Source organism: Plantactinospora sp. B24E8, from assembly GCF_039871735.1.
Taxonomy (GTDB): domain Bacteria; phylum Actinomycetota; class Actinomycetes; order Mycobacteriales; family Micromonosporaceae; genus Plantactinospora.
This window is the reverse complement of the sequence record NZ_JBDPMH010000044.1, coordinates 14807-41641: the sequence shown is the minus strand read 5'-3', so window position 1 is coordinate 41641 and position 26835 is coordinate 14807. Positions and strand designations below refer to the sequence as shown.

Here is a 26835-nt window from a genome sequence, read left to right as displayed (position 1 = left end):
GGTCGGTTGGTCCGGCGTCGCGGTCGGGACCCGCTCAGCCTCGCCCGAGCGAGGCGGGCGGAATCCCGGTGTACGCCCAGTGCGCCAGGGCCGTCCGGTCGAGCAGGACGATGTCGAGTTCCCGGGCGAGTTGCTGTCCGTCGCCGGCGGTGAACGAGCCGTTGGTCACGATCGCGCAGATGTCTCCCCGGTGGATGCTGCGGCAGGTGCCGGCGAAGCGCTGGATCGCGGCGCTGCCCACCCGGTTCGTCGGGCTGTGCCGCTTGCACTGCAACACGAGCCGCCGGTTGTCGGGGGTGGTCGCGACGATGTCCGCGCCCCGGTCGCCGGCCCGACCGCTGACCGTCACTCCCGAGAATCCGGAACGGGTGAGCAGCGCGGCCACCCACTGTTCGAACTGCGGACCGGTCATCGTGTCGGTGACCTCGACGTGCAGCGCCCGCGCCTGCTCCTCCGCCCGCTGGCGCTGGTTGGCCCGGACAACCAGGGTCAGCACGCCAGCTCCGGCGGCCAGCAGCCCGACCAGGATGACAACCGACCAGATCGGATGTCGCCGGACGAACTCGGTGACCAGCCACAGCGCCACCAGCAGGGCCAGACCGGCAAGCCACCAACCGGACCGGTCGGGGGTGGACCGGGCCGCCGGACGGCGGCGCGATACCCGGGGCGCCCGCCGGAGGCGGGAGGTGGTCGCACGTCGGGTGCGCTGGTGGCCCCTGACCCGGGTGCCGTCGCGTCGTCGGTACGAACGCACTCGAGACATCGAAACTCCTGTAACGAGAGGGTGTCCCAGTGTGACATTCGCGTACGACAATCCTGTCGTCCGCCAAGGTGGCAAGATCAGTTGGATCATCGGCGACAGGCGAGGAGGCAGGGTGGCGAACCGGTTCCTGCATCTGGTCCGGCACGGCGAGGCGACCGCCGACGGCAGGCTCACCGAACGGGGTGAGCAGCAGGCCCGGCTGGTGGGCCGGCGGCTGGCCGGGCTGCCGATCACCACGATCCAGCACAGCCCGCTCCCCCGGGCGGTCCGCACCACCCAACTGATCAGCGAGTGCCTGCCCGAGGTGCCGGTACAGGTGTCGGAGCTGCTGGACGACCACGTTCCGCCGGTACCCGACCCGCAGTCGCTTCCCGACGTCTACCTCCGGTTCCTCGACGGCGTGACCGCCGAGGAGTACGCCGTCGGAGCACGGCTCGCCGAGGCGGCGATCGCCCGGTACGCGGTGCCTGCCGAGGTCGACACCCACGACCTGGTCGTCACCCACAACTTCCAGATCGGCTGGTTCGTCCGGCACGCCCTGCACGCCCCCGGCTGGCGCTGGCTCGGCCTCAACCAGGGCAACTGCGCCCTGACCACGATCCTCTACCGTTCCGACCGCCCCCCGGCCCTGGTGCTCTTCAACGACATGGGGCACCTGCCGCCGGAACTGCGCTGGACCGGCTTTCCGGCGGACCAGCACGTCTGACCAGCCCGGTGCCCCGGTCAGCCCGGTCCACGCACCTGTCGGTCAACCCGACACCGACCGGACGGGCCCTTGCCATACTGGCCCGATGATCGCCCCGGTGCTGCAGACCGCCGTGTACGTCCGCTCCCCCGACCGGACGCAGGTCCTGCTGATCCATCGGAACAAGCGCCCGCAGGACGTCCACCACGGCAAGTACCTGAGCCTCGGCGGTCACGTGGAGCCCGGCGAGGACGTGCTGACCGGCGCCCGCCGCGAGGTCTACGAGGAATCCGGCCTGGTCACCGCCGACCTGGCGCTACGCGGCACGATGCTCTGGACCGGTTTCGGCCCTCGACGGCTGGACCTGCTGTGTTTCGTCTTCCGAGCGGACAGCTTCGACGGTACGCCGCACCTCGGCAATCACGAGGGCACCCTCGAGTGGGTACCGATCAACGACATGCACAGCAGGCCGATGTGGGACAGCGACCATCTCTGGCTGCCGATGGTCTTCGACGCCGATCCCCGACCGTTCCACGGCGTCATGCCGTACGACGGCGACCGGATGCTCGACTGGTCCTACCAGCGCTGATCGCGAACCCGGTACGTCCGACGGCACGACCGCCGCGACGGTCCCAGGGGACACCGGCCGCCGGGACCGGCACCCGAGCGGTTGATCCGGCACGACCGCGAGGGGCAGCGCACGCTCCGTACCGGTTCCTATGCTCCGAGGCATGGATCTGAAGAAGCGGACGGCCCTGTTGTCGAAGACCCGGGGCTGTGTGCTCGGCCTTCTCCTCGGTGACGCGTTGGGCGGGAGCGGCGGCACTGTCCCGATCAGCGGCGCGGTGCCGGCGACCAGCGCCGGCCAGCTCGTCTGTTTCGCCATCGAGGGCCTGATCCGGTTCAGCGTGCGGGGCAGTCATCGGGGGATCTCCAGCATGCCGGGTGTGGTCTGGCACGCGTACCACCGGTGGGGCGCCCTACAGGGTGTCAAGGACATCAAGCGCTGGCGGGATCGGGAGTGGCCGGACGGCTGGCTGGCGGACCTCTCCATCCTCGGCCACGGACGGGGCACCGCACCATCCATCGCGACGGTGATGCGGGGCGGGGAGATGGGCACCGTCAAGGAGCCGGTCGGTACCAGCGTCGACGCGTACGGGCTTGTCCTCAGCCTGCCGGTCGGGGTGATGTCCCTGCTCAGACCCGCCATGCGCGGCGAGTTCGCCGCCGACGTCGCAGCGCTGACCCACGGGCCGGAGGCGATCGAGGCAGCCCACCTCGCCGGCGCGATCGTCTACCAGCTCACCGAGGAACCGGAGCAGGAGCAGGACGTGGAAGCGAGCCGACGACGAGCGCGGAGCCCGGCGTCGACAGTGGACATACCGGCGGCGGTGCGGACGACTCTGGAGACCTGTGCCGAGGAGGCCGGCGGTGCGGCCGGGCAGGCCCTGGAACAGGCGTTGGCCGCGGCCGCGTCCCGACCCGCCGACCCTGCCGAACTGGCCCGGCTCGTACCCGACGACCGGGCGGTCTCCGCGCTGGCCGGCGGTGTCTATCTCGCCTGCTCGCTACGAGATCCACACGGGATCTTCGAGGCGCTGCTGCTCGCCGCCTCGGTCGGGCAGGGCGGGCACTTGGCCCGGGTCACCGGCGCGCTCCTCGGTACGGCGTACGGCGCCGACCTGCTGCCCGCCAACCGGATCGCCCGGTTGGAACTGGCCTGGGTGGCCGACACCCTGGCCCGGGACCTGCTCGCCGAACGACTCGACTCCCCGTCCGGCGGCGAGTACATCGACGGACCCGACCCGTACTGGTACCGCCGCTATCCGGGCTGGTGAGCCGACCATCGGGCGTGGGCCTGCCGGGTAACCGCCTCGGCGGTACGGCTCCGGGCCGGGCGGTGGCGCGAGGGTCGGCCACCGCCCGCGCCCCGGGCCGGAAGGTGCGCTGGTGACGGGGTCAGCAGGGTTCATGAAAGGGTCAGGACCGCCACGTCGAGGAGCCGCTCCAGGGTGGACCGGGTCGGCAGGTGGGACAGCAGGTGCGTGACGCTGCGGTCCGCGTACCGTCGATCCTCCGGGTCACCGGCGGCCAGGGCGTAATCGACCTGCCCGGAGACGTAGTTCACCAGGCTGGTGACCGCTCCCCGGAACATGGTGAGATCCAGGTCCGGAAGGGTGCCGGCGGTTTCGCGGTACCCGTCGACCAGGGCTCGCGCCCCGACGGTGTTCACCGCGCCGCCGGGCTCGACGGTCCAGTCCAGCAGGCCGTTGGCGAGTTCCCAGCTCGGTGGCTGGCCTCCGGCGTGTTCCCACCCGGTGACCACGAGCCGACCGTTCGCGCCCCGCCGTACGCTCGCCGGGCCCAGCGTGTTGTGACACAGCACCGGTGCCGGCGGTGCCGGGGCGTCCGCCCCGATCAGCTCCAGGTCCACCAGGGTGGGCACCGCCGCGGCGAGCAGGGGCGCCCACCCGGCGGAGCGCCCCGTCGCCGTGGCCGCGACTTCCGGCCACTCCACCCCGCTCAACCGTGTCCCGTGCCAGGGGCTGATCCGGTCCACCGGCAGGGCGAGTCCGTGGATCGTGGCGAGGATCGCGCCCACCTCGCGGGTCACCGTCGCGCTCGCCGGGGCCGACAGCGGCGGCCCGGAGTGCAGCCACTCGGAGACCCGCCAGCGGTGTCCCTCGACGGTCTCCACGATCCGGCCCGACCGGCTGCGCACCGGAGTCGGCAGCAGTACGCCGGCGGCGGCTACCGCTTCCTGCAGTCGGACGTCGGTTTCGGCGTCGACGATCGGCCACCAGGTGTCCATCGTCCGGACCGCCCAGCGGCCACGGTCCGTCTCCAGCGACCACTGCCGGCCCATGTCGTCGGGGCGGGCCAGCGCCCGCATCTCGCCGACCACCTCGCCGAGCCGGTAGCGGTCGGCGAGCGCGCGGGCGAGCGCCGGGGCGGCGACGTCGGACCGGCCGCGCCGACGGTCGACCTCCGCCTTCAGTGCGGTCCAGGTACGGAAGCCGTACTGGCGGGCCAGCGATGCCTGCGCGTCGGCCAGTGACGCGGTCGGTTCGACGTCCCGCAGTCCGGCCAGCAGGTCCTTGGCCTGCTGACGCAGGTGGTCGAGATGGGGGTTGTCGGGCAGCGTTTTCACGGAGCACCTCGCTCTACGCCCGGACTCGCACGGGCGGATCAGAGCTTCGGCATCCGTCGCTCACCTCGGAGGCGAGGGGTGGCTTCAAGCCTTCCGGCGAGTCTCGGCGCGATCCCCACGCGCTACGGACGAGGGTAGCCCGTGGTCACCGACCACTGTCAAGTGCTCGCCTCGGACCCGTTGGCCCCCACCAGCCGTTCGCACCACGATCGGCTGGTGGGGGCCAACCTGCCAGCTGGCCCACCCGGGGCTCATGGCGCTCGTCGACGCGCGCGGATCCAGGTCAGCCCTTCACCGCGCCCGCGGTGAGCCCTTCGGTCAGGAAGCGCTGCCCGAAGGCGTACATGACCACCACGGGGATGCTGACAAGCAGCGACGCCGCGGCGAGCTGCCCCTGCGGTACGACGTCCCCGGTGATCATCGACTGCATCCCCACCGGGAGCGTCTTGTACTCGTCCTTGGTGATGAACACGAAGGCGAAGAGGAACTCGTTCCAGGCGTTGGTCAGGGTGAACAGCGCCACCGCCAGCAGGCCCGGCTTGGCCAGCGGCAGCATCACCCGGCGGAACGCCTGGAAACGGGTGCAGCCGTCGACCAGCGCGGCCTCCTCCAGCTCGACGGGAATCGACGCGAAGTACCCGGTCAGCAGCCACGTGGCGAACGGAAGCGTGAAGGTCGGGTACGTCACCACCAGCGACCACAACGAGTCGGTGAGCCGCGCCTCGATGAGCAGCTGGTACAGCGGGATGAACAGCAGCGCCCCCGGCATCACGTAGGTGATCAGCACCGTGACGGTGAACCCCTGCGCCCCTCGGAACCGCAGCCGGGCCAGCGCGTAGCCCGCCAGGGCGGCACAGACCAGTGCCACCACGGTGGACGCCAGGGACACCAGCACCGTGTTGAGGTACCAGCGCCCGAAGGGCTTGGTGGCGAAAAGGTCGGTGAACTGCTGCAGGGTCCACGGGGTCGGCCACAGGTCGTCGTTGCGCATGACGATCTGACCCTCGGACTTGAAGGCCGTGACGACGATCCAGTACAGCGGGACCAGGACAAAAACGAGCAGCGCGGCGAGCGCGAGACCGGACGCCAGGCCCGACATCAGGGACGACGCCCGGCGGTGTCCGCCGGACTGGAACGCCGAGACCACCCGGCCGACACCCGCCGCGACCAGCAGGATCACCCCGAGGACGACCGCCGCCTTCCAGATGATGTGTGGCGACGCCCAGGCCAGCGCAGCGGTGAGCACCAGGGCGACGACCCACGGCAGCGCCGTCCGCGCTTTCGACGTCGACCCCGCCGTCCGCCCTTCCGACGTCGACTCCGCCGTTCCCGCCTTGCGCTCGGTCCGTCCCGGCCGCGCCTTCCGGATACGTCGGGTCGGCGCGGTGCCGACGTCCCGGTACATCAGCCGGACCAGGAGGTACACCAGCCCGCCGATGACCGGCAGCATGACGAGCGTGACCGCCGCTCCCGCGCCGTACTGCAGTTGCAGGATCGCCTTCGAGTAGGCGACCAGCACGTACGGCGCGGTCGCGTCGCCCGGACCGCCCTGGGTCAGCAACCAGATGAGGTCGAAGTTGTTGAACGTCCAGATCGACGAGAGGGTCACCGTCACGGTGATCACGTGACGCAGTCCCGGCAGCGTCACGTGGACGAACCGACGCCACGGCGAGGCACCGTCGACGGTCGCCGCCTCGTACAGGTCTGCCGGGATGGCCTTCAACCCCGCGAGGAACGCGACGGTGAAGAACGGCACCCCCTTCCAGACGTTGACCATGATCACCGACGGCATCGCCAACTCGGCGTCGGACAGCCAGCCCGCGGGCCAGCTGTCGACCAGATGCAGGGAGGCCAGCAGCGGCCCGATCCCCGACTCGGTGAGCAGCATGTTGACGCTGCCGAAGATCGGGTCGAGCAGCGACCGCCAGCTGAACGCCGTGACCACCGTCGGCACCACCCACGGCAACAGCAGCAGCCCGGCCAACACGGCCCGCCCACGGCGCAGGTGGTGCAACAGCAGGGCGGCGGACAGCCCCAGTACGACCTTGAACACCTCGGCGTACGCGGTGAAGACGAACGAGTTCACCACGCCCGTACGGAACTGGTCGTCGTCGGCCAGGGCGAAGTAGTTCGCCAGACCGACGAACACGCTCTGCTGCCCGTGCCGTTCCGTCGTGCTGGTGACGACCGACCAGACGATCGGCACGAGCACGAGCCCGCCGACCAGTATGGCGGTGGGCGACAGGAACAGTGCCGCCAGCCGCCAGTCGCGACCCAGCCTCCGCCGGGTCACGCTGAGAGAGCCGGACCCCGGTGGCGGGGTTGCCGCCTTCGCCGGGGCCGGCGCTGGACGGACCGTCACTGTGGCAGCCCCTGCTGGGTGAAGATCTGCACCATCTTCTCGTGGGCGTCCTGTACGGCCTGCGCGGGCGCCGTACCCTGGATGACCTGCTGCATCATGTCGGTGAGGACGTAGGCCCCGACGGCGGCCTGCTGGCCCGCGCTGGCCTTCTGCGGGAAGTTCAGACCGTTCTTCGTCTTCAGCGGCAGCGACAGTTCGGTGATCTTGCGCATGATGGGGAACGCCGGGTCCCCGCTGGTGAAGAACGGGTCGGCGTCCCAGACCTTCTCCCAGGCGGGCAGCGCCAGGCCGGGCGCCTCCTGCGCCACCCCGAGCAGGGCGGGCGCACTGACCAGGTACTGCGCCAGCAGCTTGGCGAGCGGTGCGTTCTTGGCGCCCTTGAAGATGACGAAGGCCTGGGACTGTCCAAGCAGCAGCGGGTTGTCGGTGGCCGGCCCGATGCAGTCGGAGAAAACGTGGGTGTTGTCGTACACGGGGTTCTTCTTGGTCCTGGAGTCCGCGTAGACGCTGAGCTGGTTGCGGGTGTAGCCGAGGATCCCGGCGAGCCAGTTCTCGTTGTTGCTCGAGTCGGTCCAGGCGGCCACCCCGGGCGGCAGCATCGGCTTGTACTTGGGGTTGGTGTAGATGTCACCGAGGAAGGTCACCGCCTGAACCGTCTCCGGCGAGTTGAACATGACCTTCCTGCCGTCGTTGGAGGCGATCGCCCCGCCGTACGAGTTGATCAGCGCCTCGATCATGCCGTTGGCGTCACCGGACCGGTTCACGGTCATGCCCCAACCGAACCGGCGCTTGGCCGGATCGGAGATCTCCAGGCACAGGTCCCGCAGCTCTTCCCAGCTGTAGATGTCCTTCGGGGCGATGCCCTTGTCCTGCATCCAGTCCTTGCGCAGGAACGACCCGATCCCGATGAAGTGGTAGGGGATGGCGAACCACTTGCCGTCGAAGACGCAGAAGTTCTTGGACTCCGCGGTGGGCTCGCCGTACTTCGCGGTCAGCGCCTGGACGACGTCCGTCACGTCCTCCAGGTCGCCCAGCGCCTGGAACTGCGCGACGAACCGCGAGTCGGTCATGAACGCGAGGTCACGCGCCACGCCACCTTCGACCTCGGCATGGATCTTGGCCACCACGTCACCGGCGTCGGCCTGGACCAGGCTGTTCTCGATCTTCGTACCGGTGCTGTCGGCGAACTTCTTGATCGAGCTGTCGAGCGCCGCGTTCGCCGCCTCCGAGTACAGCTTCTGCGACAACATCCCCATCGAGGAGCCCTTCAACGACGCCGCGGCGTCGATCAGCTCCTTCGGAACCTCGGCCTGCACCCGGGGAGTCGACGGCGTACTGTCTCCGCACCCAGCCAGACCGGCCGCGCCGAGCAGCCCCACCCCCATGCCCAGAAAGCCGCGCCGGGACCACAACGGGTTGCCCTCCATGACCATCCCCCTCCTTCGTCTCGTCTCACCGCTGAACGTCGAAAGGGGGCCGGGAGGCTTGTCGCCTTCCCTGTGTACGCCTGAGGACGGCGCACGAGGACGGATTGTGTGGTGGTCGCAGCCCCCCTGCCGCGCAGTCATCGGGAAAGATGCCCCGTGCTCGGCGGGCCTCCCCAACCTGCCCCGAGACGTGCGCGCCGCCGGTCTGGGACGTCGGCCGGCCCGGCGGTGCGCTCACCCTACACATTCCGGAAAGTCGCGCCTAGGGATGGAAGGAAGTTCTGAGAAAACCGTTGCCATTTGTCACCGCCAATAGCAGCGCCCGAGGTCACGGCACGTCCCTCGCATCAGCAGCATCGAGGGCGATCGTGCTTCATTGTGACCCGGCGGTCACTCCGGCATGGATGCTCACGCCTCTCGCCCTGCCGACAGCCGGGTCCTCCGGCCCTTATCGCGCAGGCAACGGCCGGCTCGCGCTCCACGCTCGACGGTGGATCTTCGACCAACCGCCCGGCCGTCGCCCGTGGCTCCGCCCGCGTGAACCGGCCGGCGACACGCGTCACCGCCTCGTGCAAGGACCGCCACACAGCCGGGGTCTACGCTGCCGCAATCCGTGGCCAGAGCAGGGCGGTCCTGTACCACGGGGCGCGAGCGCCGCACCGGTCGGCCAGTCGACGCCCGTCACGTCGACCAGCAGCTCGAACACTCGTTCATCGCAACGGGCTTTCCACGCGGGTAAGTAGGCGCCCGAGCCCCGCCGAGGTACCAACCGCGATCACGCGGTGCTCGTGCTTCAGGCGTGGATCACCGAAAGGCGGGAACAGCATCGGGCGGTCCTGACCGTGGCTTACCGCTATGACGCGCACCAGCCCGGGCGCCTCAGCGGTACTGGTCAGCGCTCCGTCGAGTTGTGAACTGGCGCCGACGGCGAATTCGGCCAGCAGCAGAACGTCACGTTTGACAGGAATGATGCCCAACATCTCCCGTGACATCAGGCTGGCTGCGAAGGCTGGCGCGGCCAGGGCCGCCACGCTTCGGGATACTTGGATGCCGAAGGCCTCGGCGACCCGACTGGCGAGTTCGTCGTCGGCGAGACGCAGCACGATGGAGAGATTCGGCTGTCGGGAACGAGCACGCAAGGCCGTTTCAAGGTTCACCACGTCATCCGAGGTGACGACGATCAGCGCACGTGCGGCCGGTACAGCGTCGAGTGCCTGCATCCGGGTGGCGTCCTGGACGAGGACCGGAATGTTGAGTTGGCGGGCAATATCCACGCCGCGTGCCTGTTCGGAGCTGTCGACGGCGATGACCGGTACACCCTGGGCGTGTAGGTTGAGGATCACTGCGGTACCGACGTTGCCCAGTCCGACTACCACGACTGGGGCGCCCAAGCTCGAGAGTCGCCCGAGGGACCCGACCAACCGCGAGTTGATGACGGCCTCCGTTACCGCGGCGGCGAGCAGCGGTACGAGCCCGACGCCCAGCAAGGCCAGAGTCGCACTCACGATCTGGAGGAATACAGGTCGATCGAATTCGAGTTGCCAGCCGTTCGTGGCAAAGGCGATGGCTATCAGTACGGCGCTGACGGGGTCGAGTGCTTCTGCCCAGGCGATCAATGTACTACCGAGCGCGCAGAGCACCAGCATGACAATCAGTGCAGTTCGTATCGGTCGGCTGACCATACTGGATAGGCGTCGGAGTCGGCGTAGCAAGCCCGCCGTTCCGCCCTGCCTCGTTGTCCGGCGAGCCGGGCGAGGCGTACCGACAGGAACATGACCTGTCGCAACCCGGGCCAAAACCAGATCCGCCTGGTTGGCGTCGCCGGGAAGCAATTCCAGCCGGTCGCGGCAGGTAACCGCGAGCCCACAGACGACCTGATCGCCTGGTACCGCCTGACGCGGTGCGGTGTACAGGGTGCCCAGTTCGTCACTCTGGCAGACGACGGTGGGAGCATCCAGCGCGGCGTCCACGAAGGCTTCGCCGGCCAGCGCCGCGTCGGAGACCACCACCGTGTCGCCCAGCAGCAGACTGCGAACGCCGGCACCCAGGGTCTGGTCGAACATCCGCAGGACGACCCGGGCATCGGGGTTGATCTCTCGGATGATCAGGGCCGTCCGGATGTTGCCCACGTCATCCTGATCCAGCAGGGCCACGGCGTTGGCGTCAGCCAGCCCGGCGCGACGGAACGCGTCCGCGTCGAGATGCCGCGTCGGCACTGTCCGAACCGGCAGTCGGGCGATCTCGGCGTCGCGGTCACCGCCGCCCATGGTCAGCACGACGACACGGGCCCGGTAGCGCGCTACCAGTTCGACAACCGTGCGGTAGGCCAGGTCGTCGGAGCCGCAAACGACAACCTGGGCGGTGTCCGTGTCCGCATTCCCCCTGCCCGGCCCGAAAGAGGTCACAGCACATCCACGATCGAGGTGAGGTTCCGCGTGGGTAGCCCTGACGTCCAGGTAGTGACGTGGCTGCCGCCCACCACGGCCAGAATGTCTGCCACAGCCTCCCACTCCTGTGCGTTCAGACCGGCACGCCACAGCCGAACAGTGGAGCGCATCCAGTCCGTCGGATCCGCCTGAGGCGTGCACACATCGGCGAGAGGCAGCGGTCGGGGCGCGAGGTACACCGCGAGTAGGAACAGGTTGGCGGTATAGGCGGCAGCCGCTCGCACCACGTCGTCCGCCTGCGGTCGGTAAGGTACCGCCCGGCCCCGCGTCTCCCACCGGCGCGCATGGCCGCAGAGGTAGCGGAGAAGCTCGCGGCAGCGCCCCTGTTGCTCGCCGGGCAGAGCGGCGAACAATGCCCTGGCATAGTTCAGGATCGGCATGCGTAACGCCAGGCAACGGTGCGACAACAAAGCCCGCAGCATTCCGATGTCCAGCTCCATGCCGGCCCGCTGGGACATACGCCAGGTTTCCGTCAGCACGTCGAGCAGTTCCACGACATGCAACGCAATCAGGAACTCTTCGAACGTCGCGTGCAGAAACTCGTAACAGCGGTCGGGCTTGAGGCCGACTCTCGTGTTTATCTCGGATGTCTGCACAAAGAAGAACTGGCCGATGGTTCGCTCGGCGTTGCCCGCCGGGCTCGGCGTACCTGGGGACGGCTCCTCGTCAAGGAGGGCGGCGAAGTCAGCTGCCAACTCGGACTCGGAGACTCGCAGTCCGTCGGGCCTGTTGAACATGGCAAACGCCGCGATCCCCAGGTGCCGGAGAGCCCTCCGGACGGAGGTTTCAATTTCAGCAGGATTCTGAACAGTCTTTCCGACCTCCCGGCGGATGAAGTTGTCCAGGAGCCCGCGGTAGAGGTCGGCCTCCGAGAGAACACTGTCGGACAGGTCAGGCACCTGGGGATCGGAGCCGTAGAGCGCGAGCATCAACAGAAGCAACGGCTGGTGCGCGAGCTCAGCGTGCCTGAGCACAGCGTCGGCGGCTACCGCCCGGGTATGTCCGGCGAAAATTCCTGACCGATTGACCTCGTTCCAGGTGTCGAGCCAACGAACCACCGCTGGTTCGTCAAAGTCCACAAGCTGGACCATGGAGCACCCTGTGGGCAACCGCGCTCGATCTGCCACGACGGTACGGGTGGTCACGATCACGGCGACAGGACGTTGCATCTCGTATTCCCGTCGCTGGAAGTCCGCTACTTCCTGTAGATAACCGATCTTCGCCCTGTGATTCGCCGCAAGCAACAACTCGTCGAACCCGTCGAGCAGGACGACGCGGATCAACTCCGCACTCTCATCCGTCACACCAGCCCAGGTGACTCGGCCATGAGTGGCCGAATCGAGGGCTTGTTGGATCTGCTCCCAGACCGGAGCGTCAGCATCGACGGACCGGAGCGGAACACGTACCGCCACGTAACCCTCTGCCGGCAACCGGGCGGCCAGAACGCGAGTGAGTAGCGACTTCCCCGCACCGGGATGGCCCAGTACCAGCATGGGCAGCCTGGTCCCCTCCGGCGAGGCGAAGTGGCCCGCGAGGAACCTGTCAAGATCCGAACGAACGCTCTGTTCACCCCACCACGCTTCCTGGGCGGGTCGAGCGTTCGGCATGAAAACGGCGTGCCGGAACCGCGGCGTGACGTATCCCTCCTCCAGCGTGGGAAACGTCGTACCCGTCGAGTGGTGCAGTGTCCCCTCGGGTACGAGCGAATTCGTCAACGCACTGCGGTTGACCAGCCCCAGCATGCCTACCTGAGAGTGAGGGCCGGGCGCCGGCCGTGGCGCCGTCTGCAGTAGCAACTGCTCGAGCCGAACCAACTGTTCGGCCTGCTGTTCGAGGATGGCGCTTACGGAATGGCTCAAGATCGAGATCTGGCCGCGTGTGGCCGCGTGCTCCTGGAACCCAGCCCAGATGAGGAACTCAGGTACCTCGGCGGCGAGTTCGAGGTAGAACGACCGATAGCGTCTGACCGACTCACGCACGACCCGGTCGCGCAGACTGTCGATCTGGGGTATTCCCTGACGCACCTGCGGCCATGCCTCTAGGCCGTCGAAGAACCGGGTCGCCGTCTCGGTAGCCTGCGCGAAGAACCTCGGCAGCTCTGTGCTGGCGATCTCGTCAAACCCTATGACAGCAGAGGGCATTGCCACAGGCGCTTCGTAGAGGCGCTCCACGGCAGTCGCTGAAGTTCGGTAATCCAGCGTGATCAGCTGGATCTTTTCTCGTTCCGTCACCGCCAACGAACGGTAGCCCGAACCAATCGCCTCGGCGAGGCTCTCGAAGAACGCGGTGCCGACGATAATCGTGTGGGCGGCTTTCAACAGCTCATGTCGCCGGTGACCAGCCGCGCCACGGACGGCGGGCAGTCCATCCTGAGAAAGCTGACGTACCAGGTGGACCGCTGCGCCCTTCTGGTCCACCCAGCCCCACAGCGCCCCCAACGGCGCGGCGACCGTGGCCCCGAGCAGAGGTCCCGCCAGGATCACGCCTCCAAGCACCCTGTCCACAGTCTCCAGCAACGGAGGCTGATCTCGACCCAGGATCCGCAGGGCTCCACGGAAGGACACGGCGGGGTCACGCATTGCTTCTCCGTCCTTCTGCCTGGCCGAGGCGTCGGTACCTCACGTGACCCGATCTGCCACGACATCGTCAAGGCTCACCGCAACGCTGGTGACCATTTTGACAGGGGCCGACGATCCTGGGGTGCCGAAACTGGCGGACCTGGTACGGCCGCTGTCCGCCGCTCCGAGGCGACCTGCGCTGATCTGGCCTGCTCTTGCCCAGGTCTGTGCCCGGAGCGCCCCGGCCCTTGGTGGAGACGGTGATCATTGCGCGGGGCCTACCGCACTCGACGAGGCTCCCGCGGACGCCCGTCCGGCACGGTCTCGTGCTGGGCCGACAGCACGGCAGGCGAACCGACACCACCCGTCCAGCGGCGTTGCAGTACCGGCCCACGCTTGCTGATCCCTACCACGACCACCTGCGCCGATGCCGTACACAAGAACCCGCCGTCGGCGCAGGTGCCTGTTGGCGGAGATCAGAGAGTTGGGCTGCGCCGGCAGCATCAACCCCGCTCCACCGCCACATCGCCAACGCCCGGCTGGATCACCCACGCCCAAACCGCCGACCTGCCCCACCTACACAACACCTTCACCCGCGGGCTCAGTCTGACCGCGACACTCTCAACGCCGCCGTCGGCTGCCGGTTCCTGCCCCTATCACTGCCTGCCTATGCGGTGTAACCACTCGCCGAGCAAGACGCGTTCCCCGTCGGTGAGGACGGTGGCCTCGTCGAGGTGGGCTTGTAGCGAGACCGCGGCGTTGAGCAGATCGGTGGAGGTGGCCGCGGTAACGGTGTCCGTGGTGATGGCGGCCAGGATGGACTCGCGGGCGATCGTCGAGAGTGCCAGGTCGCGTTTCGCCGGCGGTGTGGCGATGAGCGTGAGCGTCACACCTTTGCCGGTGGAGTGGACGAGTTGGGCGGCGCGTTCCTCGGTCACGCGAAGCCGGCCGACCTGGGCAATGCGGTTGACCCGGTGGGCGAGGATGGCGGCGGCCTGTTCCGCGGCCGGAGACTGGTGGCCGGGACGTACGTCGCCGAAGATGAGGGTGTAGAACGCCGGCTGGGCGAGACCGAATTCGACGTGGAGATCCCAGCCGAGGCGCAGGTCCTCGACGGGATCGTCGCTGTCCGCTATCGCGGTCTTCCCAGCCAGGTAACTGGCGAGACCGTAACTGCCGGCGGCGTCGAGCAGGCCCTGCATGTCACCGAACAGCCGGTAGATGGCTGGCGCCTGCACGTGGGCCGCCGCGCAGACGGTACGCGTGGAGACGGCGTCGCGTCCGCCTTCGGAAAGGAGCGTCGCCGTGGCCTCGATGATGCGTTCGCGGGGGCCTTTGGCGGGCATGGCCGTAGGGTACATCGGCTGTCACCTCCTCACGCCGACAAGCCGCGGAGCGTCGCCGGGATCGTCGGTGTGCCACTCAGCCTGGTCGGACCTCGACGCGCAGGATGCGGTCGTCACCCGGACGCGGATCGGTACCGCCCCAGGTGGCGCGGTCGGTGTTGGAGGTGACCAGCCATAGGGCCCCGTCGGGGGCGACCTCGACGGTACGGATGCGTCCGTGGTCGCCTTCGAAGTGCTCGACGGCATCCCCGGTCGCAGCGTTGCCGTCGACCGGTAGTTGCCACAGACGTTGACCGCCGAGCGCGCCGATCCACAGGGACCCGGCGGCGTACGCGACACCCGAGGGCGAGGCATCGTCGGGGTGCACGGTGAAGATCGGCGGCACTCCGGTGCTGCCGTCCAGGCCCTCGGTTTCGGGCCAGCCGTAGTCCTGCCCCGGTCGGAGGATGTTCACCTCGTCCCAGGTGCGGTGGCCCAGTTCGGACCCGTATGCCGTACCGTCCGGCCCGAAGGCGATGCCCTGGACATTGCGGTGCCCGGAGGAATAGATCGGAGAGCCGGGCGTGGGGTTGTCTCGCGGGATGGAGCCGTCCGGACGGATCCGCAGGATCTTGCCGTTGAGGGTGGCCTCGTCGGCAGCGTTCTGCGGCTCGAACGCGTCGCCCGTGCCGATCCACAGGTTGCCGTCCGGGCCGATCACGACGCGTCCACCGTGGTGGCGGTCGGCAGTCTGGATTCCGTCGAGCAGCACCCGCTCCTGCCGCAGCGATCGGAAATCGTCGGCGACCCGAAGGGCGACGATGGCGTTCTCCTGTGCACCGGACACCGAGGCGTAGACCGTGCGATCGGTGGCGAAGTCGGGTGAGGCCGCCATGCCGAGCAGGCCGCCCTCGGCGCTGGCCACCACACCGGGTACCGTGCCGACCGGCTGCGGCGTGCCGCCGCCAGCCGGGACTCGGACGACATCACCGCTGATCCGCTGTGACACCAGCGCGGATCCGTCGGGAAGGAAGGCCAACCCCCAGGGCGCGTCCAGGCCGCGGGCGATCTCGACGGGTTCGCCCAGCGTCGCGACTGGGCGGTCATCGTACGTGACGCTCGGCTGCCCGCTGCCGGGGCTGGTCATCGGCTGGGGATCGGGCGAGCAGGTTGTCAGGGCAAGCGCGGCGATCAGGCTCGAACCCGTCGCGGCGTGTCGAAGTGGTCGATGGAACACGGCTGTACCTCCTCTGAAGGGTGAGCTTCCGCCGCTGGCCGGTCGTAGCTGGTGTGGTGCACGATCGAGCCGGCACCGTGCCGGTGGGCCGGGTTGCACCGGCCTGTCGACCTGTGGTGCCGGCTCGTCCGCGCCACTCAGGCGGCGAATCGCCGTTGCAGGCGCTGGCAGGTATAGCCGGCGCCGGCGCCGACGCCGCTGGCCGCGATCAAGGTCAGCAGCCCCGTCAGTACGTCGTCGGGGTGCAACGCGAAAAACGCGACGAGACCGACGAACCAGGCGAGCATGTTGTTGAGCACGGGTGTGGTGCGCATGCCGACGGCGACGCAGGCGAGTACGAACACCGCGACGGGAAGCGCCGCCACCCCGATCGACGGAGACAGGAGGGCCACGATGAGGTGCCCGACCACGGCCAGCAGCATTCCCGCCCACAGACTGATCACGGCGTGGACGCCGTGCAGGGCCGAGGTGGGGCGGGTGAACCAGGCCACCCAGCCGACGAACATCGCCCAGGCATGTAGACCGACTGCCTCGGTGAGGAACGCCGCCGCTGCCGCGATGACGGCTGCGACGAGGGTGAAGCGTACGAATTGAGCAGAGGACGATGCTGCGGCGCGCGACACGGGCGCGGCCGGTGTCGGTGCGGTTGCGGAGTCGTGGACTTGCCGAGTCATCTGCTGTTTCCTCCTCATGCCGCCAAGGGCGGCTGGTTGGGCGGTCAGCGGTTCGTCAGGCGGCGCCGCCGTTGACGAAGATGGTCTGCCCGTTGATCCATCGACCGTGACCGGCGAGCAGGGACACCACTTCGGCGATGTCCTCCGGGCGGCCGAGCCGTTCCATCGGGTTCTGCTTCGCGATGCTCTGGATGAGGTCGTCGCTCTTGCCCTCGAGGAACAGGGCCGTCGCCGTGGGTCCTGGAGCCACTGCGTTGACGGTGATGTCCCGGCCGCGCAACTCCTTGGCCAGGATCGGGCTGAGGGCCCCCACGGCTGCCTTGCTGGTGGCGTACGCGGCGTAGCTGGGCAGGTTGAGTCGGGTGACCGAGGTGGAGAAGTTGATGATCGCGCCGCCCGGACGCAGACGACTGATCGCTTCGCGGGCGACGACGAAGGTGCCGCGAAGGTTGGTGCGGTGCATCCGGTCGAACTCGCCGAGGTCCAACTGGGCGACCCGGCTGAGGACCATGACGCCCGCGGCGTTGACGACAACGTCCACGCCGCCGAACGACCGCTCGGCGGTGTCGAACAGTGCGGTGACCCCTCTCTCGTCGGCCACGTCCACCTGAGCCGTCACGGCGCGCCCCCCGACGGTCCTGATCGCCGCGACCGTGGAGTTCGCCTCGGTCTCGTTACCGAGGTAGCCGACGACCACGTCCTGGCCGTCGGCGGCGAGCCTCAGTGCGACGGCGCGACCGATCCCCCGGGATCCTCCGGTCACGACGGCGACCCGGCCCTGGTTCGAAGGCACGGTGTTCTCCTTTCTCTGGTTCCGGTTGGTCAGGCACCGGCCGGGGTGAGCAGCTCGGGGTAACCCAGCCGCCGGACGAAGTCGGCGCGGGTCCGGTACGCGACGTCGTTGACGTGTTCCACCCCGGCGTGGGCGTCGTCGATCACGGTCCGAAAGGGCTTCTCGCCGAAGGGCAGGGCCAGGACACGGACGATCTCCGCGGCGACGCCGGCGGCGCCCATCAGCGGGCGCCTGAGCAACGCGGCGGTGGCCCGCTCGGTGCGTTCGACGAGCTGGTCGAGGGCGGCGTATGCCGACGCGACGTCCTGGTCGCTCGCCCGACTCGCGTTGGGGAAGTGCTCGGTGCCCTCGGTGATGGCGCCCGGCATGACGATGACCGTCTCGATGCCGAACGCGTTGGCCTCGTAGGCGGTCGTCACGGCGAGCGCGTCCATGGCGGCCTTGCTGACCACGTACGGGCCGAGGAACGGCGGGGTCGTGACCGGGATCGTGCTGCCGACATACATCAGCACCCCGGCCCGGCGCCGCCGGAAGTGCGGCAGGACCGCACGGTTGACACGATGCGCGCCGACGGCATTGACGTCTATCAGGCGCGTGACGTCCTGGTCGGTGAACGCCTCGACGTAGCCGACGTACAGGTGCCCGGCATTGTTGATGACCACGTCGAGGCCACCGTGCCGTTCGACGACGCTGCGCACGGCGGCGTCGGCGGAGTCCTGGGACGTGACGTCGAGTTCGACGACGTGCAGATCGGTGCCGGACTCCCGGGCGTGTGCCCGCATCTCGGCCGCATGCGCGGCGTTACCGCCTCCGACGTCCCGCATGCTCGCGTAGACGGTGTGACCGGCGCCGGCCAGGGCGCGGGCGGCCAGGTTGCCGATCCCGGTGGCGGCGCCGGTGATGAGGACGACAGACATCGGACGACACTCCTTCGCATTCCGGTAGCATTGATACCACTGTATTTGGTAAGGGCGATGTAGTCAAGGTGCTATCGGATCGCCGTTACTTCCGCTACCACGCGGCCCGTCCGAGACACCGCCTCCATGCCACCGACCTCGTGGCCGACGACGCCGACCCGACCCGACCGAACAGGCAAATGACGCACTCACCGCAGGGCCCCGAGCTGCGGCGATCCCGGCGCCGGCCCGCAAGGCGCGTCGAAACGGGATTGCCGACTGTCACCCCTCGCCGAGAAAGCCGCCGCCACGCCAGGCCACGCCACGCCACGCCACGCCAGGCCAGGCCAGGCCAACCGGCGCAGCCGACACAGAGACGCCCCTCCGCCAGGCGGGACCCGCGGCGCTCGAGACGAGCAGCCCTCCCCGAATCCCCGACCTACCCGGGACGCGTCGCGCGCCCCGGGATGCGCGCACCGCAAGGGGCACGCTCGACGTCAGCGCCGACACCGCCAGCGGTGCAGACTTCGGTCTTTGCGAGTTTCGGGACGACGTAGGCGGTGCACGCGCCGTCAGGGCGAGGCGCCAGGTCTGGGCATCGGCCTGGTCCGGCGGCTGTCGACGAACGTCTCAACTCACGGGGACACGACCCCTACGCGGCACCGCGACGCGCACCGTCACGCCAGAGGGTTCAGTGTCCCAGCAGGACCCGCAGCGTGCGGCGGAACTGGTCCGCGGCACTTGGGCTGATCGCCGCGAGGAACGGGAGTTCCTCATGATCCTTGTTACCGGAGGGGCCGGTTTCGTGGGCTCCCACACCGTCCGGGCGCTCGCCGAGGCCGGGCAGGAATGCGTCCTGCTGCAGCGCCGGGGCCCCCGGCGTCCCCGCGAGCCTGGCGGGCCTGCCTGTGCACGCCGCGCAGGCCGACGTCGCCGACCTCGACGCGCGGACACTTGCGGGACTCCTCAACATCGGTGATCTTCGAGTTGCTTGCCGGGCACCTGTCGGCCGTCACCGATGTCACGATCGTCAACGCCCGGATCTCCGGCATCCGGGGGACCCGGCGGGCACCTGCCCGACCCGTTTCTCGTCGCCTCGACGCTCGTGCACGCCGCGCCGGTCGGGCGCTCGCCCTCCTGCAGCTCACCGAGGAGCTGCACCACACGACACACAACGTCGCCTCCGGTCGTGCCACCAGCAACGCCGAGGTCATCACCGCGATCCGATCCGTCGAGCCCGGTTTCCGGTTCGAACTTCCCTCGGCCGGGGCTCGCCCGCGGGCCTGGCTCGACATCACCCGCCTGCGCGAGGACACCGGATTCGAACCGCAGTACGACACCGCCGCCGGCGCCGCCGACTACATCGCCTGGCTCCGGGCCGGCAACGAGCGGTAGCGCCACCCCACCGCCGAACACGCGGCGGGGGCCGACCCGCCGTCGGAGACCCGGGCACCGGATCAGCCGGCCGAGCCGACGGGTTCGGGGCCGAGCAGGCTGTCCAGCAGGGCGTCGAGGACCGCGAGCGCGGACTCCGGGGAGTACTGTCCACTGAGGATGTAGACGCCGAGCCCCTCCACGGTGGCCAGCAACGCGGTCGCGGCGTGCAGTGGGTCGCCGCCGGACGGCGGCGCCGGGCTGGCCGCCCGGATGACCCGTACCCGCTCGGCGATCCACTGGTGCATCAGGGCGTTGTCCCGGCCCAACTCGGCGGCGATCGCCGGGCGTACCGCGGCGTAGGCGAGGAAGGCGAGGGCGACCCGGCCGTCGAGTTGTCGCCGCTCGTCGAGCGGGAGCAGGGCCATCAGCAGGGCACGCAGCGAGACCCGGGGGGACGGGGACTCCCCCAGGGCCTGTTCGGCGGCGGCGAGCCGAACCTGGGCGTTGTCCCGGACCACCTCCATGGCGAAGGCCATCATCTCGTCCTTGGTCCGGAAGTAGTGCTGGACCATGCCGGAGGAGACGCCGGCCTCGGCGGCGACGTGCCGCAGGCTCACCTCCTCCAGGCCACGGTCGGCCGCGATCCGCAGCAGCGCCTCGGCGATCAGCGCCCGCCGCGCCTGGTGATCCACTCTCTTCGGCATCCCACCCATGCTTTCACAGTGCAGTCGCATTGACACGTGCTCGACCGGAGTTTTACATTGCAGTTGCAACGTAAAACTCCACTGTCCGGGGCGGATCGTATCGAAACGACCGGGACGCCCCGCGCCACCGACCGGAGGAGCTCCCATGTCCCGTTCCGCCAGTGACCTGGCGATAGAGGCCTCCGGCCTGGTCAAGAGGTTCGGCGCGGTCACCGCGCTCGACGGCGTCGACCTCGCGGTACCGGCCGGTTCGGTGCTCGGTGCCCTCGGCCCGAACGGTGCCGGCAAGACCACGGCGGTCCGCATCCTCGCCACCCTGCTCCGACCCGACGCCGGAACCGCCCGGGTCGCCGGTCACGACGTACTCCGCGACGCCCACCGGGTACGGCAGACGATCGGGTTGACCGGCCAGTACGCCTCGGTCGACGAGGACCTCACCGGTCGACAGAACCTGACGATGGTCGGTCGGCTGCTCGGGCTCTCCCGGACCCGGGCCGGGCGGCGCGCCGACGAACTACTCGACGAGTTCGGGCTGACCGAGGCCGGACAGCGGTCGGTCAGGACGTACTCCGGAGGCATGCGCCGCCGACTCGACCTGGCCGCCAGCCTGGTCAGCCGGCCCGACGTGATCTTCCTGGACGAGCCGACCACCGGGCTCGACCCGGTGAAGCGCGCCGAGATGTGGGGCAGCATCCGCCGGCTGGTCGCCGAGGGCACCACCGTCCTGCTCACCACGCAGTATCTGGAGGAGGCCGACAACCTCGCGGACGAGGTCGTCGTCTTCGACGCCGGCAGGGTGGTCGCGCAGGGCAGCCCGCACCAGCTCAAACGACGTTCCGGGACCCGGACCCTCGAGGTGCAGTTGACCGACCCGTCCCGGCTGGCCGAGGTGACCGGCCTGCTGGCGGCGATCGTCGACACCGAACCGAGCCGTGACCCGGGCGCCGGACGGCTCAGCATCCCGGTCACCGACGGCACGGCACTGCCGGCGGTGGTCCGCCGGTTGGACGACGCCGGCATCGAGGTGGCCGAGTTGGCGTTGCGGCTGCCCAGCCTCGACGACGTCTTCCTCGCCCTGACCGGACACACCACCGGATCCGGAAGCGGGAACACCGTCGGAACCGACGCGGGCACGACCACCACCGGGCCGGCCCGGACCCGCACGGAGAGGAGTGCGGCATGACCCCTACGACCGGACCCGGGCCGCTCGCGGCCGACCGACGACCCCGACGTGTCGGGCTGACCCACGGTCTCGCCCAGTGTCTGACGCTCTCCTGGCGCGGCGTCGTCAAGATCCGCCGCAACCCGCTCGTCCTGGCCGACGTCCTGCTCGGCCCGGTCGTCCTGCTGGTGCTCTTCGTGTACGTCTTCGGTGGCGCCCTCGAGGGCAGCACCCGGGAGTACCTCCAGTTCGTCCTGCCCGGCACCCTCGGCCTGATGACGCTGTTCGCGACGATGGGGGTCGGGGTGGCCCTCAACCAGGACGTCGGGAAGGGGGTCTTCGACCGGTTCCGCAGTCTGCCGACGATGCGGGCCGCACCGCTGGTCGGTGCGATCGGCAGCGATCTGGTCCGTCAGGTCGTCGCGATCGGGGCCCTGCTCGGGTTCGGCACCCTGCTCGGATTCCGCTTCCAGACCAGTGTCTGGTCGGTCGTCGCGGCCTGTCTGCTCGCCCTGGGCTTCGCGATGGCGCTCTGCTGGGTCTGGGTGCTGCTCGGACTGGTGATGAAGGATGCCCAGAGTGTGCAGGGCCTGGGCGCGATGATCATCTTCCCGTTGGCGTTCGCCAGCAACATCTTCGTCCGCCCGGAGACGATGCCGGGCTGGCTGCGGGCGTTTGTCGAGGTCAATCCGATCCGACACCTGATGGACGCGATGCGGGGACTGATGCTGACCGGGCCGGTGGCCGAACCGGTGCGCAACACCCTGCTCTGGATGGTCGGTTTTGTGGTCGTCTTCGCCCCGCTGGCGTTGGCCGCGTACCGCCGCCGCACCTGACCTGTCCCGGGGATCCGGGGGCGCCGTCGTCGCCCGGCCACCGGGTGTACCCCCCCGCCGGCGCCCCACCCGCCAACCAGCCCGTGGGGTTCACCCCGCCGCCGGGCGACCGACCGGCCTACCTGCCGGTCGAACCGCTCGGAACCGGTGCAGCGGCGCGCCGCATCAGGGCGACGTAACCCTCCTCGAGGGAGGGCGCGGCCGGGACCGCGTCGGCACCGGGCCGGGTCGGGCTGACCACCCGGTAGTGGGTGCCGTCGGTCCGGCTGACCGCCGACACCACCACCCCGGCCGGCGGCGGCCCGCCGACCCCGGTCACCACCTCCCAGGTGGCCCCCTCGCCGACCCGGACCAGGTCGGCGACCGTACCGGTGTACACGACCCGGCCGGCGGCCATCACCGCGGTGTGCTGGCAGGTCTGCGCCACGTCCTCGACGATGTGCGTACTGAGCAGCACGGTACGGTGCCCGGCCAGCCCGGCCAGCAGGGTCCGGAACCGGACCCGCTCCTCCGGGTCGAGGCCGGCGGTCGGCTCGTCGACCACGATCAGAGTGGGGTCGCCGAGCAGTGCCTGGGCGATGCCGACCCGGCGACGCATCCCGCCGGAGAAACCCTTCATCCGCCGGCCGGCCACCTCGCCGAGCGCGACGAGGTCCAGCAGTTCGTCGACCTGGGCCCGGCGCGCCCGGGTGTCGTCCAGCCCCTTGAGCAGGCCGACGTAGTCGAGGAACTCCCTCGGCGTCAGGTCGGGATACAGGCCCAGGTCCTGCGGCAGGTAACCGAGACGTCGTTGCACGGCGAGCCGGCCGGCACCGGTGGTCAGGTCGTGACCACCGACCCGGACCTGTCCCGAGCCGGGTGGCAGTACGCCGGCCAGGATCCGCATCAGGGTGGTCTTGCCGGCGCCGTTCGCGCCGAGCAGCCCGTACATGCCGCCGGGGATGCTGAGGTCGACCGAGTGCAGCGCGGTTACCTTGCCGAACCGCCGGGCCAACCGGCTGATCTGGATGTCCATGTCGAAACAGACCCTTCTAGACGGTGGTACGGCGACGGCGGTTGAACACGAGGCCGGCCACCAGCAGCGGCAGCAGACCGGTCAGGACCAGCAGAAGAACGCTGGACAACGCGGCGAGGCCGTCCGGCTCCGGACGGAGGAACGACAGCCAACCCGGATCGCCGGCGTACATCTGCCACTGTCCACTCAGCCAGCTCGCCGGATAGGCGCCGACCGGGGTGAGCAGGGTGCCGGTCAGCGACGGAAGGATCTCCGCGCCGAGAAAGTTGCCCCAGAACCAGTAGCCGACGAAGAGCACCCGGAACAGCGGCGCGGAGACGACCAACGGGCAGACCAGGGCGAACCCGGCGACGAACGCCAGCCCGGGGAGCATCACCACGGCGAACACCAGCACCGTCCACCCGAGCAGCAGCGGGTCGCCCCGGTGCAGACTCTCGTAGCCGCCGGCCACGAGCATCAGCAGGAACACCGGCAGGGCGGAGGCGGCGAGGCCGCCGAGGTACTTTCCGGCGAGGAACCGGCCCGGGCCGACCGGCAGGCTCTCCAGCAGCGCGGTGGTGCCGAGCCGCCGGTCCCGGATGAGCCGGTCGGCCAGCACCATGCCGAAGCCGAGCGGGACGACGATCCCGAGCAGGATCGCCCAGGTGGTCATCACCTCGGCGGGCGGTGTGTCCGCCGGCAGGTGGCGGGGACCCTGGTCGCCCTGGATGGCGATGAGGAGGCAGCCGAGCAGCAGCGTCACCAGCCAGAGCGACCGTTTGCGGGCCTGCATCCGGAACTCGTACCGGCTCACCGCGAGCAGTTCGGACATGCCGGTCACACCTCCTCCTCGGTCAGCAACTGGTGGGGCCGGCGCAGCAGCAGGGCGACCACCACGACGATGAGCAGTCCGGAGGCGGTCAGCGCCAGCCGGTTGGTCCACCAGTCCCCGTCGACCCCGAACCGGACGGTGGTGAACAGGAAGAACGGTCGCGCCCAGCCCTCGGCGGCGAACCAGGCGGCGAAGAGCAGTTCGCCCAGCCACACCACGGCGACGACCGTGGTGGCCACGACGAGACTGCGGCCGAGTATCCCGACCAGCACGGCCAGGGCGGCGAGCCAGAGGGTCGGAGGCAGCCAGACCAGCGTCGACGCCAGCGGTCCCGGCCCGGCCCACAGTCCGGTCAGGCCGAGAATCGCGGAGAAAAGCAGCGTGCAGACCGCCCCGGCCAGGGCCAGGGTGCCGAGCCTGCGGCCGAGGGTGACGGCGTACCGGGTGGGCAGGGAGAGCTGCAGTTCCCGGCAGCCGTCCCGGGCCACCATGCTGACCGCGGCCATGCCGGTGGTCAGCGGCAGCAGGACCTCCGGGCCGGCGAGGAGCATCCGGCCGACCTGGTCTCTGGACGACCCGCCGTTGGCCGCAAGCAGGGCCAGCGCCACCCCGACCAGCAGGGCGGTCAGCGGTGCGGCGAGCAGTGTCCAACCGGCCCGCCGGGCCTCGTACCGCCAGAGCGGTAGGCGTCTGTTCTGGATTGGCCGGATCAATTCGGATTTCACAGTTATGAGTGGCCTGTTCCGTCCGGATGGTTCATCCGTACACCGGTGACCCACACCACAACCATCACCAGCCGTACGCCCCGACGGAGCGGCCCGGCCGGTGCGGGGAGAGCGCCACCGCTCCGGCCACCAGCAGCGCCGCACCCGCCAGGACCGGACCGCTGGTCCGCCACAGTGGTTCCACCACGTCCAGGACCGTGTTGTCGAGGGTGCCGGTGCCGGCCAGCGCCCGCAGACCCCAGAGCGAAATCGCGGCCCCGATCCCGATCGCCGGCCGCCACAGCACCGACAGCGTGAAACTCACCGCGGAGAGCAGCGCCACCGGGCCGAGCCAGGCCACGAACAGCCGTGCCGGACTGCTGCCCACGTCGAACCAGCCCAGGCCGAGGGAGGCCACCGAGGCGGCGCCGACGATCACGCCGAGGACCAGGCTGAGCCGGGCGAGCAGCACGGTGCGTACCCCGGTCGGACTGGCCGCCACAAGCTCGGCGGCCGGATCGGCGCCGCTGCCGCAGGCGGCGGCCACCGCCAGTGCCGCGACCAGCGGCACCACCATGGCGAGCACCCCGCCGGAGAGGGCGGGTGGCGCCCACGCGGCGACGCCGGTACCGAACGCGAGCACCACCCCGGCCACCGGCCAGACCCGCCAGTCGACGAGCCGCCACTGCCGGGCCAGGAGCCGCAGCGCGCGGGACCCGGCAGCGCCACCCGGCGTCGCCGCGTACCGGGGCACGCCCCGTGGCCCGCTCGCAGCAGAGCCGACCGGTTCCGGCCGGGCGACCGGCTCGCCGTCCGCCGACAGCCGGGCGAGCACCGCGTCGAGCAGCCCGGCCGGGGGTACGGCGACCGCCGCGACCCGGTCCGCGACCGCGTCCGCGACGCGGTGCCAGGCGGCGGCCTCGGTGGCACAGCCGGCGCATCCGGTGAGGTGTCCGGCGACCTGCCGGGCCTGTCCGTCCGGCAGTGTTCCGGCCGCGTAGGACGCCAGCAGTGCGGTCGGGTGTGTCATCGTCCGCTCCCCCTTCCCGAGGATCCGACCGGTGGTGGCCACCTGACCGCCGGCGGGGTGCCGGTCGGCGCGGCCGACGACGGGGTCGTCCCGGCGGACGGCGCCCTCGGGCCCGCTGCTGCCGCCCCGGTCGATCGGTCGCCGGCCGTCGGACTGGCGGCGGTCGGGCTGCCGGCGGCGTGGCCGGGCAGCGCCCGGGCGAGGCTGGCCCGGGCGTGGAAGAGACGGCTCTTCACGGTGCCGACCGGGATGCCGAGCACCTCGGCGATCTCGGCCTGCGCCAGTCCGGCCCCGAACGCGAGGTCGAGCACCTCCCGGTGTCCGGCCGGCAACCCGGCCAGGGCGGCGGCCACCGCCCGGGCGTCGGCCCGGGCCACCACCACCGCCTCCGGTCCCGGCTCGGCGGCCGCCACCTCGGCGGCGGCCTCCACCGGTACACACACCGGCTGCCGGCCGGGCAGCCGGTTCAGCGCCTGCCGCCGGCAGATGCCGAAGAGCCAGGTACGCACCGTCGACCGTCCCTCGAACGAGCCGGCGCCCCGCCACAGGGCGAGGAGGGTGTCCTGGACCGCCTCCTCGGCACGGCCCCGGTCGGCGAGCAGCCCCTCGGCGTACGCCAGCAGCGCCCGGCCGTGCCGGGCGTACAACTCCGTGAAGGCCCGCTGGTCGCCGGTGGCCACCCGGTGCAGCAAGGGCCGGTCCCTGTCATCCATCCCGCTCCTGGGTAGCCCGGAGGGCCGCCGAGGTTCACGCTCCGGGGCCGGTTGTGTGGCTGATCACAGCAGAAAGGGCTCGAATGGCGGACAGGCCGGGCAGGCCGGCGACGAACCGACCGGCCAGCCAGCCGGGTGACGACACTCGACCCACCGGGCGCCGGC

The 26835-nt window shown here is 70.1% G+C and carries 23 protein-coding genes; 6 read left to right on the top strand and 17 right to left on the bottom strand.

The annotated features are described in order from the left end of the window. Nucleotides 1-34 precede the first annotated feature (34 nt). Nucleotides 35-763 carry a restriction endonuclease gene (locus ABGB21_RS33865; protein ID WP_347657805.1) on the bottom strand — a complete coding sequence of 243 codons (729 nt, stop codon included), beginning with the start codon at nt 761-763 and terminating at the stop codon, nt 35-37. A gap of 112 nt (nt 764-875) precedes the next feature. Between ABGB21_RS33865 and ABGB21_RS33860 the strand changes: the two genes are divergently transcribed. The 3 genes from ABGB21_RS33860 (at nt 876) to ABGB21_RS33850 (ending at nt 3286) form a co-directional block, all read left to right on the top strand. Further along, entirely contained in the window at nt 876-1469 is a 594-nt protein-coding gene (locus ABGB21_RS33860; RefSeq protein WP_347681268.1) for a histidine phosphatase family protein, read from the top strand. 85 nt (nt 1470-1554) lie between these two features. Continuing rightward, nucleotides 1555-2037 (top strand): 8-oxo-dGTP diphosphatase, encoded by a 483-nt coding sequence (locus ABGB21_RS33855; RefSeq protein WP_347681266.1) that lies wholly within the window; start codon nt 1555-1557, stop codon nt 2035-2037. A gap of 142 nt (nt 2038-2179) precedes the next feature. Further along, on the top strand, nt 2180-3286 hold the full coding sequence (locus ABGB21_RS33850; RefSeq protein WP_347681264.1) for an ADP-ribosylglycohydrolase family protein: 1107 nt from the start codon (nt 2180-2182) through the stop codon (nt 3284-3286). A gap of 131 nt (nt 3287-3417) precedes the next feature. On the opposite strand, the gene ABGB21_RS33845 is transcribed toward ABGB21_RS33850, so the two are convergent. From ABGB21_RS33845 to ABGB21_RS33800, 10 genes are all read right to left on the bottom strand, one after another. Further along, nucleotides 3418-4599, bottom strand: coding sequence for a phosphotransferase (locus ABGB21_RS33845; RefSeq protein ID WP_347657802.1), 1182 nt, complete (start codon nt 4597-4599; stop codon nt 3418-3420). Nucleotides 4600-4882: 283 nt separating this feature from the next. Further along, on the bottom strand, nt 4883-6892 hold the full coding sequence (locus tag ABGB21_RS33840) for an ABC transporter permease subunit (protein WP_347657801.1): 2010 nt from the start codon (nt 6890-6892) through the stop codon (nt 4883-4885). A 65-nt stretch (nt 6893-6957) separates the two neighbouring features. Beyond that, a complete protein-coding gene (locus tag ABGB21_RS33835; protein ID WP_347657800.1) occupies nt 6958-8388 on the bottom strand; it encodes an extracellular solute-binding protein in 1431 nt (476 codons plus the stop codon). Nucleotides 8389-9098: 710 nt separating this feature from the next. Continuing rightward, on the bottom strand, nt 9099-10793 hold the full coding sequence (locus ABGB21_RS33830) for an NAD-binding protein (protein ID WP_347657799.1): 1695 nt from the start codon (nt 10791-10793) through the stop codon (nt 9099-9101). Then, nucleotides 10790-13318, bottom strand: a complete 2529-nt coding sequence (locus tag ABGB21_RS33825; protein ID WP_347681262.1) for a hypothetical protein — start codon at nt 13316-13318, stop codon at nt 10790-10792. Before ABGB21_RS33825 ends, ABGB21_RS33830 begins: the two co-directional genes overlap by 4 nt. Before the next feature lie 731 nt (nt 13319-14049). After that, entirely contained in the window at nt 14050-14739 is a 690-nt protein-coding gene (locus tag ABGB21_RS33820) for a TetR/AcrR family transcriptional regulator (RefSeq protein WP_347657797.1), read from the bottom strand. Nucleotides 14740-14815: 76 nt separating this feature from the next. Further along, nucleotides 14816-15955: a PQQ-dependent sugar dehydrogenase gene (locus ABGB21_RS33815; RefSeq protein ID WP_347681260.1), complete on the bottom strand. Its 1140-nt coding sequence runs from the start codon at nt 15953-15955 to the stop codon at nt 14816-14818. A gap of 137 nt (nt 15956-16092) precedes the next feature. Continuing rightward, on the bottom strand, nt 16093-16629 hold the full coding sequence (locus ABGB21_RS33810; protein WP_347681258.1) for a DUF1097 domain-containing protein: 537 nt from the start codon (nt 16627-16629) through the stop codon (nt 16093-16095). 55 nt (nt 16630-16684) lie between these two features. Beyond that, nucleotides 16685-17422, bottom strand: a complete 738-nt coding sequence (locus tag ABGB21_RS33805) for an SDR family oxidoreductase (protein WP_347657794.1) — start codon at nt 17420-17422, stop codon at nt 16685-16687. Between the two features lie 29 nt (nt 17423-17451). After that, a complete protein-coding gene (locus ABGB21_RS33800) occupies nt 17452-18339 on the bottom strand; it encodes an SDR family NAD(P)-dependent oxidoreductase (RefSeq protein ID WP_347657793.1) in 888 nt (295 codons plus the stop codon). Between the two features lie 954 nt (nt 18340-19293). Between ABGB21_RS33800 and ABGB21_RS33795 the strand changes: the two genes are divergently transcribed. Further along, a complete protein-coding gene (locus ABGB21_RS33795; RefSeq protein WP_347657792.1) occupies nt 19294-19713 on the top strand; it encodes a hypothetical protein in 420 nt (139 codons plus the stop codon). Nucleotides 19714-19775: 62 nt separating this feature from the next. On the opposite strand, the gene ABGB21_RS33790 is transcribed toward ABGB21_RS33795, so the two are convergent. Beyond that, on the bottom strand, nt 19776-20399 hold the full coding sequence (locus tag ABGB21_RS33790) for a TetR/AcrR family transcriptional regulator (RefSeq protein WP_347657791.1): 624 nt from the start codon (nt 20397-20399) through the stop codon (nt 19776-19778). 145 nt (nt 20400-20544) lie between these two features. On the opposite strand from ABGB21_RS33790, the gene ABGB21_RS33785 reads away from it, so the two are divergent. Together ABGB21_RS33785 and ABGB21_RS33780 are read left to right on the top strand one after the other, a co-directional pair. Continuing rightward, complete coding sequence (locus ABGB21_RS33785; protein WP_347681256.1) at nt 20545-21582, top strand: ATP-binding cassette domain-containing protein; 1038 nt, start codon at nt 20545-20547, stop codon at nt 21580-21582. Next, on the top strand, nt 21579-22397 hold the full coding sequence (locus ABGB21_RS33780) for an ABC transporter permease (RefSeq protein ID WP_347681254.1): 819 nt from the start codon (nt 21579-21581) through the stop codon (nt 22395-22397). The genes ABGB21_RS33785 and ABGB21_RS33780 overlap by 4 nt, the downstream gene beginning before the upstream one ends. A 118-nt stretch (nt 22398-22515) precedes the next feature. On the opposite strand, the gene ABGB21_RS33775 is transcribed toward ABGB21_RS33780, so the two are convergent. The 5 genes from ABGB21_RS33775 to ABGB21_RS33755 all read right to left on the bottom strand — a co-directional run bounded on the left by ABGB21_RS33775 (nt 22516) and on the right by ABGB21_RS33755 (nt 26670). Continuing rightward, nucleotides 22516-23412 carry an ABC transporter ATP-binding protein gene (locus ABGB21_RS33775; RefSeq protein ID WP_347681252.1) on the bottom strand — a complete coding sequence of 299 codons (897 nt, stop codon included), beginning with the start codon at nt 23410-23412 and terminating at the stop codon, nt 22516-22518. A 16-nt stretch (nt 23413-23428) separates the two neighbouring features. Further along, entirely contained in the window at nt 23429-24232 is an 804-nt protein-coding gene (locus ABGB21_RS33770) for a hypothetical protein (RefSeq protein ID WP_347681250.1), read from the bottom strand. Continuing rightward, nucleotides 24229-24948, bottom strand: coding sequence for a hypothetical protein (locus ABGB21_RS33765; RefSeq protein ID WP_347681248.1), 720 nt, complete (start codon nt 24946-24948; stop codon nt 24229-24231). Before ABGB21_RS33765 ends, ABGB21_RS33770 begins: the two co-directional genes overlap by 4 nt. Before the next feature lie 64 nt (nt 24949-25012). Then, nucleotides 25013-25957 (bottom strand): zf-HC2 domain-containing protein, encoded by a 945-nt coding sequence (locus tag ABGB21_RS33760; RefSeq protein WP_347657785.1) that lies wholly within the window; start codon nt 25955-25957, stop codon nt 25013-25015. After that, nucleotides 25954-26670 (bottom strand): sigma-70 family RNA polymerase sigma factor, encoded by a 717-nt coding sequence (locus ABGB21_RS33755; protein WP_347681246.1) that lies wholly within the window; start codon nt 26668-26670, stop codon nt 25954-25956. Before ABGB21_RS33755 ends, ABGB21_RS33760 begins: the two co-directional genes overlap by 4 nt. Between the last annotated feature and the right edge of the window lie 165 nt (nt 26671-26835).

Bases quoted from the DNA above. Each gene is read 5' to 3' on its own strand.
- ABGB21_RS33800 (WP_347657793.1), bottom strand. From the start codon at position 18,339: ATGTCTGTCGTCCTCATCACCGGCGCCGCCACCGGGATCGGCAACCTG.
- ABGB21_RS33850 (WP_347681264.1), top strand. From the start codon at position 2,180: ATGGATCTGAAGAAGCGGACGGCCCTGTTGTCGAAGACCCGGGGCTGT.
- ABGB21_RS33790 (WP_347657791.1), bottom strand. From the start codon at position 20,399: ATGCCGAAGAGAGTGGATCACCAGGCGCGGCGGGCGCTGATCGCCGAG.
- ABGB21_RS33865 (WP_347657805.1), bottom strand. From the start codon at position 763: ATGTCTCGAGTGCGTTCGTACCGACGACGCGACGGCACCCGGGTCAGG.
- ABGB21_RS33760 (WP_347657785.1), bottom strand. From the start codon at position 25,957: ATGACACACCCGACCGCACTGCTGGCGTCCTACGCGGCCGGAACACTG.
- ABGB21_RS33755 (WP_347681246.1), bottom strand. From the start codon at position 26,670: ATGGATGACAGGGACCGGCCCTTGCTGCACCGGGTGGCCACCGGCGAC.
- ABGB21_RS33855 (WP_347681266.1), top strand. From the start codon at position 1,555: ATGATCGCCCCGGTGCTGCAGACCGCCGTGTACGTCCGCTCCCCCGAC.
- ABGB21_RS33785 (WP_347681256.1), top strand. From the start codon at position 20,545: ATGTCCCGTTCCGCCAGTGACCTGGCGATAGAGGCCTCCGGCCTGGTC.
- ABGB21_RS33835 (WP_347657800.1), bottom strand. From the start codon at position 8,388: ATGGAGGGCAACCCGTTGTGGTCCCGGCGCGGCTTTCTGGGCATGGGG.
- ABGB21_RS33775 (WP_347681252.1), bottom strand. From the start codon at position 23,412: ATGGACATCCAGATCAGCCGGTTGGCCCGGCGGTTCGGCAAGGTAACC.
- ABGB21_RS33820 (WP_347657797.1), bottom strand. From the start codon at position 14,739: ATGCCCGCCAAAGGCCCCCGCGAACGCATCATCGAGGCCACGGCGACG.
- ABGB21_RS33780 (WP_347681254.1), top strand. From the start codon at position 21,579: ATGACCCCTACGACCGGACCCGGGCCGCTCGCGGCCGACCGACGACCC.
- ABGB21_RS33810 (WP_347681258.1), bottom strand. From the start codon at position 16,629: ATGACTCGGCAAGTCCACGACTCCGCAACCGCACCGACACCGGCCGCG.